15 protein-coding genes and 1 pseudogene are annotated in these 19908 nt (G+C 45.7%); 6 read left to right on the top strand and 10 right to left on the bottom strand.

Annotation, left to right across the window (positions count from 1 at the left end):
- Positions 1-148: 148 nt before the first annotated feature.
- From pstA to uxuA, 6 genes are all read right to left on the bottom strand, one after another.
- Entirely contained in the window at positions 149-1024 is an 876-nt protein-coding gene (gene pstA / locus UQ64_RS01695) for a phosphate ABC transporter permease PstA (protein WP_060621815.1), read from the bottom strand.
- The gene (gene pstC, locus UQ64_RS01690; protein WP_060621814.1) at positions 1021-1968 is read right to left on the bottom strand and encodes a phosphate ABC transporter permease subunit PstC; all 948 of its coding nucleotides are present in this window, start codon (positions 1966-1968) and stop codon (positions 1021-1023) included. Before pstC ends, pstA begins: the two co-directional genes overlap by 4 nt.
- An 82-nt stretch (positions 1969-2050) precedes the next feature.
- On the bottom strand, positions 2051-2911 hold the full coding sequence (locus UQ64_RS01685) for a phosphate ABC transporter substrate-binding protein (RefSeq protein ID WP_060621813.1): 861 nt from the start codon (positions 2909-2911) through the stop codon (positions 2051-2053).
- Positions 2912-2965: 54 nt separating this feature from the next.
- On the bottom strand, positions 2966-4402 hold the full coding sequence (locus UQ64_RS01680) for a stalk domain-containing protein (protein WP_060621812.1): 1437 nt from the start codon (positions 4400-4402) through the stop codon (positions 2966-2968).
- Positions 4403-4645: 243 nt separating this feature from the next.
- Positions 4646-6265: a mannitol dehydrogenase family protein gene (locus tag UQ64_RS01675; protein WP_060621811.1), complete on the bottom strand. Its 1620-nt coding sequence runs from the start codon at positions 6263-6265 to the stop codon at positions 4646-4648.
- Complete coding sequence (gene uxuA / locus UQ64_RS01670; RefSeq protein ID WP_060621810.1) at positions 6265-7341, bottom strand: mannonate dehydratase; 1077 nt, start codon at positions 7339-7341, stop codon at positions 6265-6267. Before uxuA ends, UQ64_RS01675 begins: the two co-directional genes overlap by 1 nt.
- Positions 7342-7564: 223 nt before the next feature.
- On the opposite strand from uxuA, the gene UQ64_RS01665 reads away from it, so the two are divergent.
- A complete protein-coding gene (locus UQ64_RS01665; RefSeq protein ID WP_060621809.1) occupies positions 7565-8218 on the top strand; it encodes a GntR family transcriptional regulator in 654 nt (217 codons plus the stop codon).
- A 17-nt stretch (positions 8219-8235) separates the two neighbouring features.
- On the opposite strand, the gene UQ64_RS31515 is transcribed toward UQ64_RS01665, so the two are convergent.
- Both UQ64_RS31515 and UQ64_RS01660 read right to left on the bottom strand, forming a co-directional pair.
- A complete protein-coding gene (locus UQ64_RS31515; RefSeq protein WP_209445677.1) occupies positions 8236-8373 on the bottom strand; it encodes a hypothetical protein in 138 nt (45 codons plus the stop codon).
- Between the two features lie 3 nt (positions 8374-8376).
- Positions 8377-10467, bottom strand: a complete 2091-nt coding sequence (locus UQ64_RS01660; protein WP_060621808.1) for an alpha-glucuronidase family glycosyl hydrolase — start codon at positions 10465-10467, stop codon at positions 8377-8379.
- Positions 10468-10591: 124 nt separating this feature from the next.
- Here UQ64_RS01660 and UQ64_RS01655 point away from each other — a divergent pair, with 124 nt between their 5' ends.
- From UQ64_RS01655 to UQ64_RS01635, 5 genes are all read left to right on the top strand, one after another.
- Positions 10592-11476: a helix-turn-helix domain-containing protein gene (locus tag UQ64_RS01655; RefSeq protein WP_060621807.1), complete on the top strand. Its 885-nt coding sequence runs from the start codon at positions 10592-10594 to the stop codon at positions 11474-11476.
- 265 nt (positions 11477-11741) lie between these two features.
- A complete protein-coding gene (locus UQ64_RS01650) occupies positions 11742-12473 on the top strand; it encodes an ABC transporter ATP-binding protein (RefSeq protein WP_060621806.1) in 732 nt (243 codons plus the stop codon).
- A complete protein-coding gene (locus UQ64_RS01645) occupies positions 12470-13531 on the top strand; it encodes an ABC transporter permease (RefSeq protein ID WP_060621805.1) in 1062 nt (353 codons plus the stop codon). Before UQ64_RS01650 ends, UQ64_RS01645 begins: the two co-directional genes overlap by 4 nt.
- A gap of 21 nt (positions 13532-13552) precedes the next feature.
- Positions 13553-14242 (top strand): TetR/AcrR family transcriptional regulator, encoded by a 690-nt coding sequence (locus UQ64_RS01640; RefSeq protein WP_156417419.1) that lies wholly within the window; start codon positions 13553-13555, stop codon positions 14240-14242.
- A gap of 84 nt (positions 14243-14326) precedes the next feature.
- Positions 14327-17671: a DEAD/DEAH box helicase gene (locus UQ64_RS01635; RefSeq protein WP_060621804.1), complete on the top strand. Its 3345-nt coding sequence runs from the start codon at positions 14327-14329 to the stop codon at positions 17669-17671.
- Positions 17672-17742: 71 nt separating this feature from the next.
- Here UQ64_RS01635 and UQ64_RS01630 read toward each other — a convergent pair whose 3' ends face one another.
- Positions 17743-18042 carry an IS3 family transposase gene (locus tag UQ64_RS01630; RefSeq protein ID WP_082650938.1) on the bottom strand — a complete coding sequence of 100 codons (300 nt, stop codon included), beginning with the start codon at positions 18040-18042 and terminating at the stop codon, positions 17743-17745.
- Between the two features lie 50 nt (positions 18043-18092).
- Positions 18093-19908 (bottom strand): annotated as a pseudogene (locus UQ64_RS31930) (collagen-like protein); the annotation flags it as partial.

Genomic DNA, 19908 nt, shown 5'->3' with positions numbered 1-19908 from the left:
TATCCAAAAATTAACCTAGCTATTCGTCTCACCATTAAAAAGCTCCCAGATAAATCTCAAAAAGCTGTTCTAAGCGAATGGTAACATTCCCTTAGAGCAGCTTTTCGTAAATAAAAGCCTACAGGTATCCCCCGTAGACCCCAGTTCATTATTTCCGGCGATTTCCCAGCCACAGCGGAAATCGAAATACAAAATTGATAAACAAAACTACAAATACAAGTACGGCTGCCGACTTATCAGCAATTTGACGTGCATCTTCTACAATCGCCTCGGATTGTACATACCAAAGGTGTACGGCCAGGGTTTCACCCGGCGAGAACAGATTGAAATCCCACATTTCCCCCGAGGTACTGAGACCAGCGGTAAGAATGATAACCGCAGACTCCCCAAAGGCGCGTCCAGCAACGAGACAAATTCCAGTAACAATTGCAGACATTGCAACGGGTAGGACTACTGTACGAATCACGTGAGATTTAGTCATCCCCAGCGCATATCCAGCCTCGCGTATCTCCCCAGGAACGGCACGTACCGCTTCCTCTGTCACTCGCGCAAGCATAGGTAGATTCAGCAGCGCCAAGCTGACGCCTCCGCCAAGAATCGTCAGACCGACATCGAAATATTCCGCGAAAATCGCAAGTCCGAGCATACCGAACACAATCGAAGGAACCGATGACAGAGATTCTACACAAATACGCAGTGCCCCTGTAAATTTATTATCTGGCGCATATTCAGCCATATAGATTCCCGCACCCAAACCAATTGGAACGGAAATAAACAGCGAGATGAACAAAATGTAAAATGAGTTGAACAGTACTGGGCCAATCCCACCACCTGCGTCAATCTCTTCAGGCTGTTTAATCAAGAAATCAGGCCGAAGTGCCGGTAGGCCTTTACTAAGAATCGTGAAGAGCAGCCAGAAGATCAGCAGCATGACTAAAGCCCCGAGTGTATAAAACCCTATGGTCGCAATTTTATTGTTTCTCTGAGCACGCGCTGTATGCTTTGTACTTGCGAATCCATTCACGCTGCATCCCTCCTTTTTCTACCCAGCACGCGGATGATCAAAATTAATACAAATGAAATTACTAGCAAGAGAAATGCCATCATATGTAGCGCATAGTTCCAAGTAGAGTCAAACTCTACATTCGAGATTTGCATAACGATGTTACTAGTCAACACCGATGCTGGCGTGAATAACGTCTTCGCCAATTGCGGTGTATTACCGATAACCATAACAACCGCCATCGTCTCACCCACAGCACGAGTCATACCCAGAATAACCGCAGAGATAATCCCCCGGCTAGCCGCAGGCAGTATTACGCGCATGATTACCTGTAAACGGGTAGATCCAAGAGCATATGCAGCATCCCGATATTTGCGCGGCACAGAAACAATAGCATCATCACTGATTCGGCAAATCGTTGGCAGGACCATTAATGCGAGCACAAGTGCAGCAGCTAACAAGCCATCACCTAAGCTCTCCCCACTAACTCTGCGCAAGAAAGGAAGCAATACCGTTAAGCCTATATATCCGTAAACTATTGAAGGAATACCTACCAATAAATCTAGCACTGGACGAATAAAAGTCTTCATCCATTTGGGAGCGATCTCTGCACAAAGCACTGCCATCCCTACCGAGATAGGCACTGCGATCAACAGCGTCAATGCAGTTAGTGAAAGTGTATTTACAATGAAGGCAGCCGCTCCAAAAGAATCCTCTTCCGGCGTCCAGTTAAAGGAAAAGAAAAAGTCCGCAGGCGAGAGATGGCCGAACAGAAGCATAGCCGTTTTGCCGATAAATAGAATTACAAGTCCAAGCACGAAGCAAAGCGCAAGAATGCTGAATAAAAAATAAAACTTAAACAATTTGTTGCTAAACAAATGTCTACCATGACGTTTGGGATTAGCGCTAACCTTCGTTATGCTCTCTTTTCCCCTAGTTGCCAAGCCGTGGACTGGTGCCCCCATACTTTCCCTCCTGTAAGCGGCCACCCCCGTATCAAGATCGGAGCTGGCCGCTGTTACCGTTCAATATGATCTTTAGATGATATTAGCCCTTCATTGCTGCGATCGGAATAAATTTAAGCTTTTTCAGGGAACCTTGTTGGAACTTCTTGCTTTGTACGTATTCGATGAATTCTTTTGTTGCGCCAGTAGGTTGGCCTTTAGTCATGTAGTAACCATAAGCCCAGATCTTGTAAGATCCATTGATTACGTTGTCCGTAGTAGCTGCAACACCATTGTGCTTAACAGCTTTAACATCGCCACTTACATATACAAGGTCGATATAACCGATAGCGTTAGGCGTTGTTCCTACGGCTGTTTTCATGTCACCGGAAGAACCAGTTTCTTTGTAGTTCTTAGCTTTTTTAACGATATCTCCGCCATCCAAAGCTTTAGCTTGATAGTTAACGCGTGTACCGGAACCGAAGGAACGAGTGATAACCACGATGTCAGCATCTGCACCGCCTACTTCTTTCCAGTTCGTGATTTTACCTGCGAAAATACCTCTAAGCTGTTCTGTTGTAAGGTTTTCTACGCCAACATTTTTGTTAACGATTGTAGCAAAAGGAATGACAGCCACTTTGTTCGCTACCTGTCCGTCAAAAGCTTTGAAGCCTGGTACGTCGATGCTAGCATCCCAGTCGCAAGCGCCGATATCAGCGATGCCTTTTTTTACAGCTTGAGGTCCAGTGACAGAACCTTTACCGGATGCTGCAATTTTCACTTTAGGGTGTAGCTTTTGGAATTCTTTTGCCGCTTGAAGCGTCAACGGAAGAAGTGCGGTCGAACCGTTTACTGTGATTTTACCTTTAAGTGAATCGGCTGCTGCTGCAACCCCTGCGAAAGATGCGGTTACCGCAATTACAGCCGTTAGAGCCGTTACTGTTAGCTTTTTGAAAATCTTCATTGTATTATTTCTCCTCTCGGCTCTACGCCGTTAAAATATGATTAGGGATAATTATTATTTAGACAGTTGCAATGCTTTACCGCCTTGGATCACCTGTACAACGCCTTCGCTTACGATGGCAAGCTTGCTGCCATCTTTGGAAACCTCTACTTCAGATACGTCCTCAGTGGAGCGGAATAGCTCAGTCTTTGCTCCATTATTATCAATGGAATAGACTACTGTGCTTCCGTCTGCCGCTGAACCAGCTACAACCAAACCATTGTTAACACCAGTAGACCAATTTACTTCAACATCAAGTGCAATCTTAGTGCTTGTTCCGTCTGCTTTTATAACCTTCAGTGTGTTAGCTGCATTACCATCTGAATCTGCGCTCAGGTATACGAGGCTTCCATCAGCCAAAATTTCAGGGTACAGCTTGTTATCAGGTGTAGTGGTCAGGGCAGCTGGCTTAGCATCTTTTGTAATTAGATCAAGCTTGTAAAGCTGCTCTCCAGCAGAGCTGAAGTCTACGGTGAGGGAATCTTCTGTGCTATCTGCATCATTTTTAGCCACACCCGTTAAGTTAACGATGTAAACCGCACTCTTCTCATCAGCGGAAATGCGCAGTTCAGATTTATTCTCAACCTTATCTGCCAAAACGGACTTAACCACTCCAGTGTCTACAGCGATTTTTGCGATTTTCTCCTGCTTGTCACCTTGGATGAAGTAAATACTTTTACCATCCTTGGACCAAACTAGATCCGTCTTCACACTGTTGTCAGTACCCAGCTTCTTAATAGCACCACTAGACAAGTTAATCAAATTCAGCAAACCAGTCTCATCATTGAAAGCTCCCCACTGCCCATCCGGCGATACTGCAAAATCCACCGCACTGTCATCCGAAGAAAATACTTCATAGTTACCTGGGTCAGTAGTGAATTTGATAAGCTGAGCGGTTTCCGCATCACTTTTGTTCGCAATAAGGCTTCCAGCAGCTGTCCAGTGCAAAGTATCAAACAATCCTTCAGGACGAGCAAAGCTTAGAATCGTGCTAGCATCAGCATCCAGTTCTCCACCTAGGGCATAAACTAGCTTAGTAAGTTCTACATAGGTTTTACCGTTATAAAATACTGGAGCAACTGTGAACGTCTCGGAATTACCATCTACTTGATAGCTCTTTGAGCCTGTTTTGAGTTGGACATTATGTAATCCTTTGCTGTCATTAAGTTCAAACCCGCCAGCTCCAAGTACTAACTTAGCTCCAATTTCACCAGCTACCTGATTCAGTGAGTACAGCTTGTAGCCACTGCTATTAATGGTGTTAAGCACAATCGGCGTACCGTTTACATTCCAAGTAGCTGTACCTTCTTTAACTGCTGTTTTGGCAGCGGTTTGATTGGCAGCTACAGATTTTACATTCCTGCCGATGCTAGCTGCAGATACACTCCCAACGCCTACTGTTGCAAGAAGTGCTGAAGCCAACGTTGCACTTATCCATTTACTGTTTTTCAATTAGATTCACCCTTTTCGTATAGGTAACTGCTAATGTCATTTTCGTCTACAATTGTCAACTCTGTTGCAGAGGAATGTTATGGAAATATTAACTATAATTATTTTTTTGAAAAAGTAGGTATATTAGCGTACTAGACTGCTCAATCCAGATAAACCAAATGAACTAGACAAAAAAAGCCTCATGGAGTATGCTCTGCGGTATGCAGTGCTTTACTCCATGAGGCTTTTGTTAAATACGATCTATCATAATTCTTCATTCAAGTGCTTTTCCAACGTTCCCCGCACAGCTCCTGGGCCTTTCAGCATCTCATAGAAGTAACCCTCAATCTTGCTACCCAGACCGATTTCATATAACGGTACACCAAAAATCTTCTCATTATCTAGAATTCTATGCACATTAGAGGTCGAATCTCCCAAAGTCACTCCCTGCAGATGCGCTTGAAGGGACTCCATTAACGGATCGGGACTTAGCTCAAATGAATCCCCTTCGTCATCCACTCCGATCAAATAGCGGCACCAAGCAGCAATTACTAATGGAATCGCCGTCAAATCAAGTGGATCTAGATCTTCGCGTTGTACATACGATTTGATCGTTTCCCCATAACGAATGCCCACCTTCTGCGAGGTATCTGTCGCAATTCGCTGCGGGGTGTCCGGAATAAATGGATTCACCAATCGCTCTTGCAGCACTTCATCCAAAAACTGCTGAGGACTTAGAATGATAGGATCTACAACTACAGGCAATCCTTCCTTGTACCCAATCCACCCGACTAATGTACGTAGGGTCTGATCCTGCATCTCATCCGAAATCTGCGTATAGCCTAGTAGACAGCCAGTGACCGCTAATGCCGTGTGCAAGGGGTTCAGACAGGTTGTAACCTTCATCGTTTCCACCCTGTTTACGGTCTCTCGATCTGTGAATATAATACCGACTTCTTCTAATAATGGTCGCCCATTCGTAAACTTATCCTCAATGACCAGATATTCGCTAACCTCTGCGTTAACGAAAGGTGCGGTATGAGCGTTTCTCGGGGTTATTATGATATCCATACCGCCAATACCTTGCTCCTGTAAGGCATTACGTACAACCTCGGACGGGCGAGGTGTGATTTTATCGATCATGGACAAGGGGAATGTTATGCGACTCTCGTCTTCGAGGTACACAACAAAACTTTCCTCCACAAACCCTTTTGCAGCCCATGCCTTGGCGATTGTAGTCACGCTATTTTTCAGCATATCCCCATTGTGCGAACAGTTATCCATACTAACAAAAGTCATCGGATACTGACCTTTTAGATATCGACGGTAAGCAAGAGAAGCGATAACACTCATGCTGTGGGAAGGCTGCTCAGGCCCTTGCTCCATATCATTCTTCACGATATCAAGGTACATTCCATTAGAATCCGTTAAGGTATAACCTTTCTCTGTAATGGTGAAGCTGGCCATCTGCAGACTCGGATTTTCAAATATTTCAACTAAACGGCAATAATCCTGCGCTCGATTCTTGTTTGCCATAATAGCTTCGGTAATGCTGCTAATGACCTTTTTCGTAAACTTGCCATCCGCATTCATTAGCACGAGAAGTGTTAAATGATCATGCGGCTTATAAATCTTGTCGATCAGCTCGTAGTCGGAGGAGGTAGCGGCAATAATGCCTGTATCCGCTTTTCCAAGCTCCAACAGCTTCTGGTGAGCATTTGCAACAAATCCCCGAAAAATATTACCCGCTCCAAAATGAATCCATTCCGGTCTCACATGCGTATTCTTTGCCACCTGCTCATAATCAAACTGAGGAAGCTCCACATCAGCGTCCTCCCACTCCTCTGCATATGTTCGAATACTCTCTCTTGTCAGGAGCAGCATCACTTCACCCCCGTCGTATTTTCAAGGCTATCCCATACACCAAGTAAATACATGATCCCCAGTGCTCTATCGTACAGCCCGTATCCCGGGCGACAAGTCTTCTCTTCTCCCCACAAGTGACGACCATGATCTGGACGTACATACCCTGTAAATCCATTCTCATGATACGCTTTGACAACCTCTGCCACATCCACACTGCCATCTCGTCCACGATGAGACACCTCAATAAAATCACCGTTCTCAAAAACCTTAACATTTCGAATATGAGCAAAATGAATGCGATTACAAAATTCCCGAATCATAGCTGGCAGATCGTTCTTCGGATTCGTACCGAGTGACCCAGTGCAGAAGGTTAATCCATTATACGGACTGGCTACTGCGTCAAGTAAACGGCGGATCGTATCGCGGCTGCGGACAATGCGGGGCAAGCCAAAGATCGGCCAGGCAGGATCATCGGGATGGATCGCCATTTTGATGTCCACTTCCTCACAGACCGGAATAATTCGCTTTAGAAAATAGACCAAATTCTCGAACAGCTTCTCTTCCGTTACATCTGCATAAGCGGCGAATAGCTCATCGAGCCTCGCAAGTCGCTCCGGCTCCCAGCCAGGCATCGTAAATTCGCCAGCCCCCTCGAGAATGCGATTCACCATGTCGCGTGGGTTCTCATTAATAGCCATATTTTCATAAAAAAGAGCATTCGAGCCATCCGGCAATTCCTTGTACAGCTCCGTCCGAGTCCAGTCAAAGATCGGCATGAAATTGTAACAGATCACTTTAACACCTACCTTGGCTAGCTTCCGGATGGTGTCTATGTAAATATCGATATATTTATCACGCGTCGGGAGTCCAATTTTGATATCATCATGGACGTTTACACTCTCGACTACAGCAGTACTGAACCCTTTGCTCGTAATTTGATCCGCAACCTTTTGAATTTCATCCATTTCCCACACTTCGCCAGCTACCTTATGATGTAAGGACCAGACAATTCCCATTACACCCGGAATTTGCCGAATATGATCAAGTGTAATGTTATCATTGCCTTCTCCATACCATCTCCATGTCATGTTCACCTGGATAAAACCTCCTGTAATTTCATGTTTCGAAATCTTGTATACAAGATAATATACTCAAATATTAGAATGAAATTATGAATATTGTCAACAATATAATATATTCATATCTATAACTTGTATACAAGATTTTGCAAATATATAATTGAAATAACTTTCTTCTGTCAGCATCCCGCTTCATGTATACTAATTACAAATTCAATGACAATGGAGACGTAACCTCATGTCCACCAAAAAAGATATTTTGAACCTACTAAAGCACGAAATTCTTAACCTAACACTAAAGCCTGGAACCATTCTAAGTGAGACGGTATTGTCTGAGCGGTTTCAGATATCCAGAACACCTTTGCGCGATGTATTAAAGCAACTATCACTTGAATCCTATATTGATGTGTATCCGAAAAAAGGGAATATCGTTTCGTACATTGATTTAGAATCCGTCGAGCAAATCATCTATTTAAGAAGTGTTCTGGAAAAAGATATTATCAATGGTCTATCCGGTAGTCTTACTCTTAAGGGAGTTCTGGAACTTAAGAAGAACTTAGAAGAGCAAAGGAACGCCATACTTCAAGAACATGCACTTGAGCAATTTCTTGCCTTGGATGACACCTTTCATAAGACACTGTTCACATTAGCAGGACATGAATATTTATGGAAGCTAATTAAGTTCTCCAATGTGCATTATGAAAGATATCGGCGCTTGCATATGCTAAAACAAGAAAAACTGGAGAAAATTTTGAGCGAGCATCATATGATTCTGGATAGTATGACAAACCACGAAAAGGACAAAATTGACGAGCTAGTCCAGCATCATTTGCGTGAAGATATGAACTCCTTATACTTACTGGAGAATTTTGCGGATTATATTAAAGCGTAATAAATTTAATAACAGCCTTACAAGTCTAAAGTGTTATAAATCAACCAATCATGAGGGAGATCTACGGTATTAAAATCCAAGAATTTACCGTCCGCCACTTCTAAGGTGCTCTTAGCAAATTCCCAGCCCTCATTAAATAATCTTTTCTGATTCAATGTTTAGTATATTGTGCGTTGATGCTGGTCTGGGATCCCGCTTTTTCGATAGAAATACGTATTGATGATATCTCTCCACTCGCGGGCATGCAGTGCCTGTTCATTCAGACGGTCTGCCACCTGTCGGTGTCTGCTGTCGTCTATCTTCCCCTCAAGAGATTGCCACATCTCTTTCAGTTGATCAGCCCGATCCACGCCATCAAAATGCGTATCATAAATATACTGGATGACCGTTTTACCAGATTGAAGAGTATGCGTATACAGGACATGATGGAAGAACAGTAATAGCTCATCTGGACATGTAGCTACCGATTCATACAGATCTACATTCGCTCCTTGATACTGACCAACATATCCTGTACCTGTCTTCATTGTCCGGTCTACGCCAATACCATGTAGGTCTGCAAAATGATACGTTCCCCATTTCGAATATTCATATCCATCCACATTTGGACCGTAATGATGATCTGGATTGACCATCCAGCCTACCCCAAGCGGCGAAGTATAAGATTCATAGATATTCCAAGAGGTTAACAAGATCTCACGAATCGTATCTATTAACTGCTCATCCTCTGCACTGAAAGTGAGCATAATCCATTCCTTCGCGATTTGCTCTGCACTTAATTCCGGATTCCAAGCGAGACGACCGTAACCATACAGATTGGCCTGCGCTAATAAATGCCCCGTCCAGTTATGATCATTCCCAATATTTGAAACAGCAGCGAAGCCGCTATATTTATAACCGTACATGGATCCATCGACAACCCGTTTTACCGATGAACCTGTATCCGCTGCATACGTTTCAAAATCAAGAACTTCCTTCCACTGTGGAACAAGGTTGCAGACATGACGCTGTTGGCCTGTATATTCCTGTGTAATCTGAAATTCAATCATCATATTCGTATGCTTCATGGCACCGAACAGAGGAGATACGCCTTCACGTACTTGGAAATCCATCGGACCATTCTTCACCTGTAAAATAACATTCTCCATGAATTGACCATCCAGCGGTTTAAAGTGATCATATGCCGCACGTGCACGATCGGTGGAGCGATCCCGCCAATCTTGCTTGCAATTGTAGACGAAGCAGCGCCAGATGACGATTCCCCCGAAAGGCAATAAAGCTTCAGCCAGCATATTCGAACCCTCTGCATGATCACGATCATAAGTAAACGGACCTGGACGATTCTCTGAATCAGCCTTTACGAGAAAACCACCGAAGTCAGGAATCACTTTATAGATTTCTATTACCTTAGCCTTCCACCATTGGCGTACCTCAGAATCTAATGGATCCGCTGTATTCAATCCACCAATTTCGATCGGGCTAGCATAGTTAATACTAAGAAATAGCTTCACACCATAGTTACGGAAGATATCGGCAATCTTCGCGATGTCAGGAAGATAGCGCTCCGTAATAAACATCGTTTCAAACCGATGTACATTGACATTGTTTATAGCAATCGCATTGATTCCTATCGAAGCGAGCATTCTCGCATAATCTTGCAAACGATCGAAGTCCTCAGTGATTTCGTTGTCCGTGTAGAATATGGATTTCCCCGCGTAACCACGTTCGATGCTTCCATCGATGTTATCCCATTGATTCATCATACGGAGAAGATTTACAGGATTGTCCACCACATCCAACGCTTCGATAGATTGACCCGTTCCAAGCAAACGTAGGAATGCAAATACGCCGTACAGTAATCCAACAGGTGTGGAGGCACCAATTGCAATACAGTTCTTCTCCGTGTTTGTTCGAATGGCATATCCCTCAGGTCTAACCTCTGTCCTCTCAGCTTCGCTGAAGGTATGCGTAATCAACGGATGATGGCTGTCAAACGTACCGATCGTAATACAGGCCTGTATATCTTTATCCTGAGATTCAGCAATGGTAGCTTCTATATCGAGCATTCCTTGTATGCCACATGTTAGTTCTTGCACAGCACTTTTGATCACCGGATGATCTTGTTTGGATATCAAGATGTTATAACACCATGAAGCATAGCGCTCTCTTACGGTACTCGATTGAATATAAGGATATTCGAGCCAAGCTTTATACCCTGCGTTATGTAACTCTGTCTTTTTCTTTGTCATGATTCGATGTCCTCCATTAGTGTAAGACTTTTTCGCCTAAATGTTGCTAGCTATGCAATGGTTCTCTTATACTTTTGTAAACGATAGGTTATCCGCATCCCTACTATATAGGAGGAACACGAATGTGACGTACAATGAGCAGCAGGACTTACAACCGTTCCATCTCTATTTTGTATATAAAAGAACTAGTACGAATACAGACGATTATCAAGGTACATTCCATGCCCATCAAGGTGTTGAAATTCTTATTGTTCATGAAGGTAAAGGTACGCTGATTATTGATCAGAATAGCTATGAAATAAAGCCAGGGATGATCTGCATTTTCCAGCCGTTTCAACTGCATCATATTCAAATTGAAATCAATGAGGCAGTTCCGTTCGTGCGTTCGATCGTGCATTATGAGCCCAGCATATTTAAAGCTTATTTTGACAAGTGGCCCATTCTACAAAGCTTTTTTAATCATATTCATAACGGCAATTTAGCCTCACCTCGATGGTATGAACAGCAGGACCTGCAATCCCTGATAGCTCTTCTAGAGGATCTAGATAAAGCGCTTGCAGCTTTGCATAAAAATGATTTCCTCGAGGAGGTTTCATTGTTTCTAATTACGTTCCTACGTGCCTTAAAGCCGCTATGGGATACACAGCATAAGCCGACCTCCAGGGAACAACTGCTCCGTAAACCACATCAGGCAGAAAGTATCATGGAATGGCTGCAGTTGCATTATAAGGAACCTTTGCGGCTCGATCAAATGAGCAAGGATCTACATCTTTCACCCCATCATTTATCCCACTTGTTCAAGGAATGTACAGGTAGCAGTATTTCCGATTATTTAACGGTCAAAAGAATGCAGGAAGCCGTTCATCTTCTGACTTCTAGCAAATACACGGTCGCGCACATTGCCGAGGAAGTTGGGATCACGAATTGCTCTCATTTCTGCAAATTGTTCAAAACACATTTCGGCACAACACCTAATCAATTCCGGAAGCAATGGCATATGCATCATTGAGTTGTAGAACCTTCCATCCACCGCATCCCTTATTAACATCATATCAAGTTGGTTCGTGCGCAAGTATTCGCATCTTGTGCAAAAATGCCGCTACTTTGCGATTTATCCCTGATTTTAAACAGATTTCAAGCAGCGAAAATCTATCACTTTACATTTATTAGATTCCGGAGCACAATAATGAGTGAGCGCTCACTCATTATTGTTGTGGAGAGTACTCAGCTTCACCATTTTGTATCCCAGACTATTCAGAATCGAGGAGATGAATATGGGTTCGGAAGTTCCAGTCATTTCAGTGAGCCATGTTGGTAAAGCTTTTGGAGACAAACAGGTGCTCGAGGATATTTCGCTTCAAGTGGATCGTGCGGAAACCTTCGGTATACTAGGGCCATCAGGCTCCGGAAAAACAACGCTAGTAAAGCTGCTTACTGGTATCGATGAGGTCACCTCAGGCGAGGTAAAGGTACTTGGTGTCACCATGCCTAAGTTATCCATGCTGCAGCAAATTGGATACATGGCTCAATCTGACGCCCTATATACAGAACTCAGTGCAAAAGAAAATCTGGAGTTCTTCGCTGCGCTATATGGACTAAAAGGTGCAGAGCGCAGCCAACGCATCAAAGCTGTTATGGAACTGGTAGATCTTCAGGAACATCTGCGCAAAAGAGTAGATCAATACTCTGGCGGAATGAAACGCCGCCTATCGCTGGCGATTGCGCTGCTCCATGAGCCTCCGCTACTTCTTCTTGATGAACCTACAGTAGGTATCGATCCCGTACTCCGCCTATCCATCTGGAAAGAACTAAAAGCTCTGAACCAGAAAGGTACCACGATTGTACTCACTACGCATGTCATGGATGAAGCTGAGAAATGTGATCGACTTGGAATGATCCGTGATGGCAAGCTGCTTGCCGCCGACACACCTGCTGGACTGCTTCAAGCCACTGGCTCAACCTCTATTGAAGAAGCCTTCCTATATTATGGAGGTGTCCGTTCATGAGAATCCGAGCGATCACCTTACGAATTTTGCGACAATTTATTCATGATAAAAGAACGATGGCATTAATGTTCATCGCACCGCTCATCGTTCTAAGTTTAATGAGCTTGGTATTCAACGGGGACGCCTATGAGCCAAAAATCGGAGTATCCGGTGTGCCACTAAATATCTCAGCTGCGTTAAAAGAACATAATGCCACAACCACAATTAAAGAGTATGACAGCGAAGAGCTAGGGAAAAGTGCTCTAGTAGAAGGAAAGATTGACGCTTTGATCACTTTGGACGGAAAGGCTGGGAATTCAGGAGTTATCCCCCAAGTGTTGTTAGAGGGTAGTAACCCTACAGCCAACAAGGCGGTAATTATGACGCTTCAAAAACTTTCTCAGAAGCTTCTTCCAAGTACAGAGGAACAGCTGCAATTACAGCCCCAGATCAGCTACTTATACGGTTCTGAGAATATGAAGACGATTGACCGCTTCGGTCCGATTATGATTGGCGTATTTGTTTTCTTTTTCGTATTCCTGATTGCCGGTGTTTCTTTCCTGCGAGAGCGGACTACAGGCACCCTTGAGCGTCTACTTTCTACGCCTTTAAAAAGATGGGAGATTGTACTCGGGTATGTTTGTGGCTTCGGCATTTTTACCGTATTCCAAGCGCTGTTGATCTCGTGGTTTTCCATTCAGATTCTTGGCATTATGATGACAGGAATCTTTGGTTACGTAATGTTGATCACCTTACTCCTGTCGATGACAGCTTTGACACTGGGCACGTTACTGTCTGCTTTTGCAGCCAACGAGCTACAGATGATTCAGTTCATCCCGCTCATTATCGTGCCACAAATCTTCCTCAGCGGGCTATTCCCACTCGACACCCTACCGCTGTGGCTACAGCACATCGGCTATGCAACCCCAATTTATTATGGATCAGAAGCGCTTATGAACATCATGATCCGTGGCAAAGGATGGAGTGCCATCGCTCTGGATGTCTATGTACTGATCGGATTTTCACTGCTATTCATGGTTCTAAATGTATTGGCACTACGCAAACACCGGAGAATGTAGCAAATTTGGAGGGTAAATGTAATGAAGGAACACAATTCTACGGAACAAAATATGGAGGAGCAGTGGATTGAAGAGCTGCTGGCCATAAGTGAAGACGAGAAGCTGACACCGAAGCAGATTTCCATTCTGCAAGCGGCGATTGAGGTATTTTCCGAAAAAGGATACGCTGCTGCTGCGACTAGCGAGATTGCTCAAATGGCAGGTGTAGCAGAGGGAACGATTTTTCGATATTACAAAACCAAAAAAGATTTACTGCTGTCCATCATAGGTCCCACCATGAGTCGTATGTTAGCTCCTTTTGTACTTAGGAATTTCAACGGGTTGCTCGATGTTCCCTATGACAATTTTGAAGAGTTCTTGCGGACACTCATCATCAATCGGCTGGAGTTCGCCCGCAGGAATTTTAAAATTCTAAAGATTCTAATTCAGGAGATCCCTTTCCAGCCAAAGCTCAAAGAGCAATTCGCAGAGAATATTCTAAGCAAGGTGCTGGAGCGCGTCGTTGAAATTGTGGAGCACTTCAAGGCTAAAGGTGAGGTCATCGAATTACCCACACCCGCTATTCTACGTTTCACTATTTCATCCGTTATAGGGTATTTGCTTAATCGCCTGCTGCTACAGCCGGAAAAGGACTGGAACGACGAGGAAGAGATTAACCTCACCATCCATTTTATAATGCATGGGATTAGTGGAGCAGCAGCCCCTATTTGATGCGCACGCCCGTTCTGTTATCATAAGTACTATATAAATCCGGGTTCTTCGAAGAAACAAGTTACTTTAGGAAGGAATTAGATTATGGGCTTTAGTGTAACAGAACGGGTTATTAAGCTGCTGTGCGGCAAGTCTATTTATGAAAAAGGATTGGCTTATTACCAGTCTGGAAGCGTCGATATCCTTGATATTGAAGAACACAATGAATCCATCCCAGACCTGCCCCGGTCTCGTTATGAAGCGTTCGTTCAAGGGGGCATTGGTCACGAAGTAGTGGCTGTCATTGATATAGATGGTGATGTATCGGCAGAGTGTACTTGTCCCGCATACTCGCATGGAGGGCCTTTCTGCAAACATATCGCAGCTGTACTGATCAGCATTGATGCCCTTGGAACTGCCGGAGAACGGCCAGACCGTACCGAAACTCCTAGCCTTTCTACTATTGAAGATACTGGAGTCTTAACCCCACGCATGGTTACAGATTCTACGCGAGACATGGGGGAAAAGTCCAGAGATCAGCATCTGGTAAGCAGCCTGCTAGGCATGTTTAGCAACCATAAGCCGCGTCCGAGTGGGACTGGAGCTTTTGTGGATAATAGAATTCTGTTAAATGTAGAGTTTATCTGCAAGCCATTCACTTACAGCTATAGCACTACCATGCTGGGTGTAGAAATGAAAATCGGTTCGAAACGGCTATATGTCGTTCATAAAATAAGGGGTTTTCTGGAACGTATACACCGTGGAGAAACCTTCGAATTCTCGAAGCATTTCGTCTATGACCCTGCCATTCACAGCTTCCGGAAGGAAGATAACACTGTTCTTCAGAAGCTTATTGAAATTGTCTTAAATGAAAAAATGTATCGCGATAACATCACCAACTACGCTCCATATGGTGGTAACCTGGGAGGAGATCGCTTGCTGGCTGTCCCTCCTTTTTTCTGGGAGACGCTTCAGCCTGCGCTTTCAGAGGCTTCGTCGGTATATCTGCAACAAGGAGAGGGACTGTACGAAGGCATTAATATGTCTAATGAAGCACCACCCCTTAGCTTTGCGTTCGAGCAAGCCGAAGGCGAGGGATACCATCTGGATATTCAAGGACTTGAGCAGATCTCAGTTCTGGAAGACTACGGACTTGTGCTGTCTGAAGGTAAGCTGTTAAAGCTAACTGCTCAGGAATGCATGCGCCTATCTGAGATGAAAAAAATGCTAGATTCCTCCCGTCGAGATGGCATCGATATTGCGCCAGAACAAATGGAGCCTTTTATGGACAAGGTTATCCCTGGTCTGAAAAAACTGGGACACGTGCATATCGCCGACTCTATCGCTGATCGAATTGTGCAGCATAAGCTTATAGCGAGGCTATATCTGGACCGTGTGAGAGATCGACTGCTCGCCGGGCTAGAGTTTCAGTATGGTGACATTATCATCAATCCTTTGGATGAAAAAGCCCATGTTCGCGGTACGGACTTGATTCTTATACGCGACGGTGAAGGAGAGGCCCGAATTCTGGAGCTGATGGAGCATGAATCCTTCGCCAAAACCGAAGGCGGTTATATTATGACGGATGAGGAAGGTGAGTACGATTTTTTGTATCACACGATTCCGTTGCTTGAGCCGCTTCTAATGGTATATGCGACCACTGCTGTCAAAGAAAGATTGTTCACGGGAACCACGCCACCAAAAGTGAGCATTAGTTGGAATGAGAAAACCGACTGGCTTGATTTTAAATTCGACATGGGTGGTATTCCCGAATCTGAGATTGTGATGGTCTTAAAATCACTGCAGGATAAACGTAAATACTACCGCTTGCCCGAAGGGGCGCTGCTACCGCTGGAGAGCGAGGAGCTCCAAGAAATCATCACCTTTATGAACGAGATGGGCATTCGAGAAGGTGAGATTAAAGGTGCGCAATTCTCTTTACCAGTCGTTCGTGGATTACATTTAACCTCTGCTGATTCTCAAAGTGACTCAGTCAAGCTGAGCAGATCTTTTAGAAGGTTACTTGCGAATATGCACAATCCTGAGAACCTTGATTTCCCTATACCAGAGAGTCTTGCTCCTGTGCTCCGGGATTATCAGCAGTATGGATTTCAGTGGCTGAAGACGCTGGCCCACTACCGTTTCGGGGGGATTTTAGCGGATGATATGGGTCTTGGTAAAACGCTGCAGAGTATCGCTTTTCTGCTCTCTGAGCTTCCGGATATTCGTCAGAGTGGTCTGCCCGCTCTTATTGTCGCTCCTGCTTCTCTCACCTACAACTGGCATAATGAACTTAAAAAGTTCACGCCTGAGATTAAGGCTGTTATTGCAGATGGAAGCTTAACGGAACGCGGTCGGATTTTAAAAAATGCAGCGAAGGCAGATGTAATCATCACCTCTTACCCACTACTTCGTAGAGATGTTCAGTTGTATGCTAAGAAATCTTTTCATACCCTGATTCTCGATGAAGCACAAACCATAAAGAACCATACGACGCAGACCGCTCAAGCAGTTATGGCTCTTCAGGCCCGGCATCGTTTTGCACTTACTGGAACTCCAGTGGAGAATGCGCTGGAAGATCTTTGGTCCATCTTCGGTACCGTGTTCCCCGGGCTGTTTCCAGGTAAAAAAGCTTTTCACGATTTGCCGAGGGAAACTATCGCTAAACGGGCACGTCCCTTTTTGCTGCGGCGCTTAAAGAGTGATGTGTTAAAGGAACTGCCTGAGAAAATCGAGTCCCTCCAAGCCTGTGAGCTGCTGCCTGAGCAGAAGAAGCTATATGTTGCTTATCTCGCACGTTTGAAAAAAGAGGCGCTTAAGCATCTGACCCAGGATAGTTTCGGCAATAATAATCGGATCAAAATCCTTGCTGGACTCACCCGTCTACGCCAGTTGTGCTGCCACCCGGCTCTATTTGTGGATGGGTATGAAGGAAGCTCCGCCAAGTTCGAGCAGCTGCTCGAAATCATAGAGGAATGCCGCAGTTCGGGTAAACGAATGCTAGTATTTTCCCAGTTCACAGAAATGCTCGGCCTGATTGGACGCGAACTCGGATATCAAGGTATTCCATATTTTTACCTAGATGGTCAAACGCCAGTGTCTCAGCGGGTAGATCTATGTAATAAGTTTAATGAAGGAGAGCGAGATATTTTCCTGATCTCCTTAAAAGCTGGCGGAACCGGACTCAACTTAACAGGGGCTGACACTGTAATCCTATACGATCTATGGTGGAACCCAGCCGTCGAGCAGCAAGCAGCGGATCGGGCTCACCGAATCGGACAGAAAAAAGTAGTGCAAGTGATACGACTCGTCACCCAAGGCACTGTAGAAGACAAAATGTATGAGCTGCAACAGAAGAAAAAGAACTTGATCGATGAGGTGATCCAACCAGGTCAGGAAGGATTATCTACGCTTACAGAACAAGACATCCGGGAGATTTTGATGATCTAAATAAAGGGATACCCTCTAGCCACACGTGAACTGCACCCCGTCAAGTAGACAATACAATAAATAAAAGTAGTTTAAGCGGCCTTAGTCCTAAATTCAATGGGACTGAGGCCATTTAGTTTTGCCTGTAACCGTTCGTTATTGTAAAAGTGAATGTAGGTATCAATATCTGTTTGGAGTTCTTCAAAGGTCTGGTAGGTATGTAAGTAGTACTTCTCACATTTCAATGTTCCCCAGAAGGATTCCATCGGCCCATTGTCAATGCAGCAGCCTACTCGGGACATGCTTTGCTTCAGTTCTGCATCGTCCAACATCTTCTTAAAATGCAGAGAGGTATGTCCCGTTAACAAAACAGAGGATAGCTCGGAAGCCATCCTTACGGCTACTGAGTATCCTCTCTTTCACAATCAAATTCAGAGATAATTTACGTCAATTCATGAACAGACCATACTATACCCGAAGTATTAGCACCGCCCAGATTCAAAGGAACCGTCAAGCCATTAGAAACATAGAACAAGCCAATAACATCACCTGCAGTTAGTGCAAATTCTCCTGTCAGCGTTACAGTCCCGCTCCCCAAAATTGCTCTCAAAGTTAGAATAAGCGCAACATTCACATCCAACACAGGAAATAATCCACTTACCAGGTTTGTTGAAGTTGGAGAAGTTCTCTGAACTACGAATGCAGGATTGATTCCACTACCAAGACTAATTGAGATTGCGGCAGTTGTGGAATAGTTAATGGTCGCTTCAATAGAATATCTACCCGTTGTCGGAACTGTGTAATCTCCCGTAACTTGGTTAAAGGAAGGATTAGTGTAAAATGGAGATGCCACAGACCAGCCCGTAAGTTGGGAAGAAGTAGAAACTGACAAAGATGACAGGAATGCAGAGAATCCCTCAGCTTGAATGTTCGGCCCTGTTGCTCCGGTTACCCCGGTCACTCCAGCTACTCCTGTCGCACCAGTCACCCCGTCGGCTCCCGTTGCACCAGTTGCTCCAGTTGCTCCAGTTGCTCCAGTCGCTCCAGTCGCTCCAGTTGCTCCGGTCGCTCCATCTACTCCCGTTGCACCAGTTACACCAGCCGTTCCTGTTGCTCCAGTCACTCCGTCGGCTCCCGTTGCCCCAGTTACTCCAGCCGTTCCTGTTGCTCCAGTCACTCCAGCTACTCCTGTTGCTCCGGTCACTCCAGCTACTCCTGTCGCTCCAGTCACTCCGTCGGCTCCTGTTGCTCCAGTTACTCCAGCCGTTCCCGTTGCTCCGGTCACTCCAACTGCTCCTGTCGCTCCAGTCACCCCGTCTGCTCCCGTTGCACCAGTCGCACCAGTCACTCCGTCGGCTCCGGTTGCTCCAGTTACTCCAGTTACTCCAGCCGTTCCTGTTGCTCCGGTCACTCCAACTGCTCCTGTCGCGCCAGTCACCCCGTCTGCTCCCGTTGCTCCAGTCGCTCCATCAGCTCCCGTTGCACCTGTTGCTCCATCGGCTCCCGTTGCACCTGTTGCTCCAGTCACTCCATCCGCACCCGTTGCTCCAGTCGCTCCATCAGCTCCCGTTGCACCCGTCGCTCCAGTCACTCCGTCGGCTCCGGTTGCTCCAGTCGCTCCAGTCACTCCAGCCGTTCCCGTTGCTCCAGTCGCTCCAGTCACTCCATCGGCTCCCGTTGCACCTGTTGCTCCTGTTGCCCCAGTCACTCCGTCCGCTCCCGTTGCTCCAGTCGCTCCAGTTGCTCCATCGGCTCCCGTTGCTCCAGTCGCTCCATCGGCTCCGGTTGCTCCAGTCGCTCCAGTCACTCCATCAGCACCCGTTGCTCCAGTCACTCCGTCGGCTCCGGTTGCTCCAGTTACTCCAGCCGTTCCCGTTGCTCCGGTCACTCCAGCTACTCCTGTCGCACCAGTCACTCCGTCCGCTCCCGTTGCTCCCGTTGCTCCAGTCGCTCCATCAGCTCCCGTTGCACCTGTTGCTCCATCGGCTCCCGTTGCACCCGTTGCCCCAGTCGCTCCATCGGACCCCGTTGCCCCAGTCGCTCCATCGGACCCCGTTGCTCCAGTCGCTCCATCGGCTCCGGTTGCTCCAGTCGCTCCAGTCACTCCATCGGCTCCCGTTGCACCCGTTGCACCAGTCGCTCCATCGGACCCCGTTGCACCCGTTGCCCCAGTCGCTCCATCGGCCCCCGTTGCTCCAGTCGCTCCATCAGCTCCCGTTGCACCCGTTGCTCCCGTCGCTCCATCGGCTCCGGTTGCT

It is taken from the genome of Paenibacillus etheri (genome assembly GCF_001012825.1).
Taxonomy (GTDB): Bacteria; Bacillota; Bacilli; order Paenibacillales; family Paenibacillaceae; genus Paenibacillus_AQ; species Paenibacillus_AQ etheri.
The sequence above is the reverse complement of the archived record's forward strand: the minus strand, read 5'-3'. Positions and strand labels throughout refer to the sequence as shown.

Bases quoted from the DNA above. Each gene is read 5' to 3' on its own strand.
- UQ64_RS01650 (WP_060621806.1), top strand. From the start codon at position 11,742: ATGGGTTCGGAAGTTCCAGTCATTTCAGTGAGCCATGTTGGTAAAGCT.
- UQ64_RS01630 (WP_082650938.1), bottom strand. From the start codon at position 18,042: ATGGCTTCCGAGCTATCCTCTGTTTTGTTAACGGGACATACCTCTCTG.
- pstC (WP_060621814.1), bottom strand. From the start codon at position 1,968: ATGGGGGCACCAGTCCACGGCTTGGCAACTAGGGGAAAAGAGAGCATA.
- UQ64_RS01665 (WP_060621809.1), top strand. From the start codon at position 7,565: ATGTCCACCAAAAAAGATATTTTGAACCTACTAAAGCACGAAATTCTT.
- UQ64_RS01660 (WP_060621808.1), bottom strand. From the start codon at position 10,467: ATGACAAAGAAAAAGACAGAGTTACATAACGCAGGGTATAAAGCTTGG.
- UQ64_RS01645 (WP_060621805.1), top strand. From the start codon at position 12,470: ATGAGAATCCGAGCGATCACCTTACGAATTTTGCGACAATTTATTCAT.
- UQ64_RS01685 (WP_060621813.1), bottom strand. From the start codon at position 2,911: ATGAAGATTTTCAAAAAGCTAACAGTAACGGCTCTAACGGCTGTAATT.
- UQ64_RS01635 (WP_060621804.1), top strand. From the start codon at position 14,327: ATGGGCTTTAGTGTAACAGAACGGGTTATTAAGCTGCTGTGCGGCAAG.
- UQ64_RS01675 (WP_060621811.1), bottom strand. From the start codon at position 6,265: ATGCTGCTCCTGACAAGAGAGAGTATTCGAACATATGCAGAGGAGTGG.
- UQ64_RS01640 (WP_156417419.1), top strand. From the start codon at position 13,553: ATGAAGGAACACAATTCTACGGAACAAAATATGGAGGAGCAGTGGATT.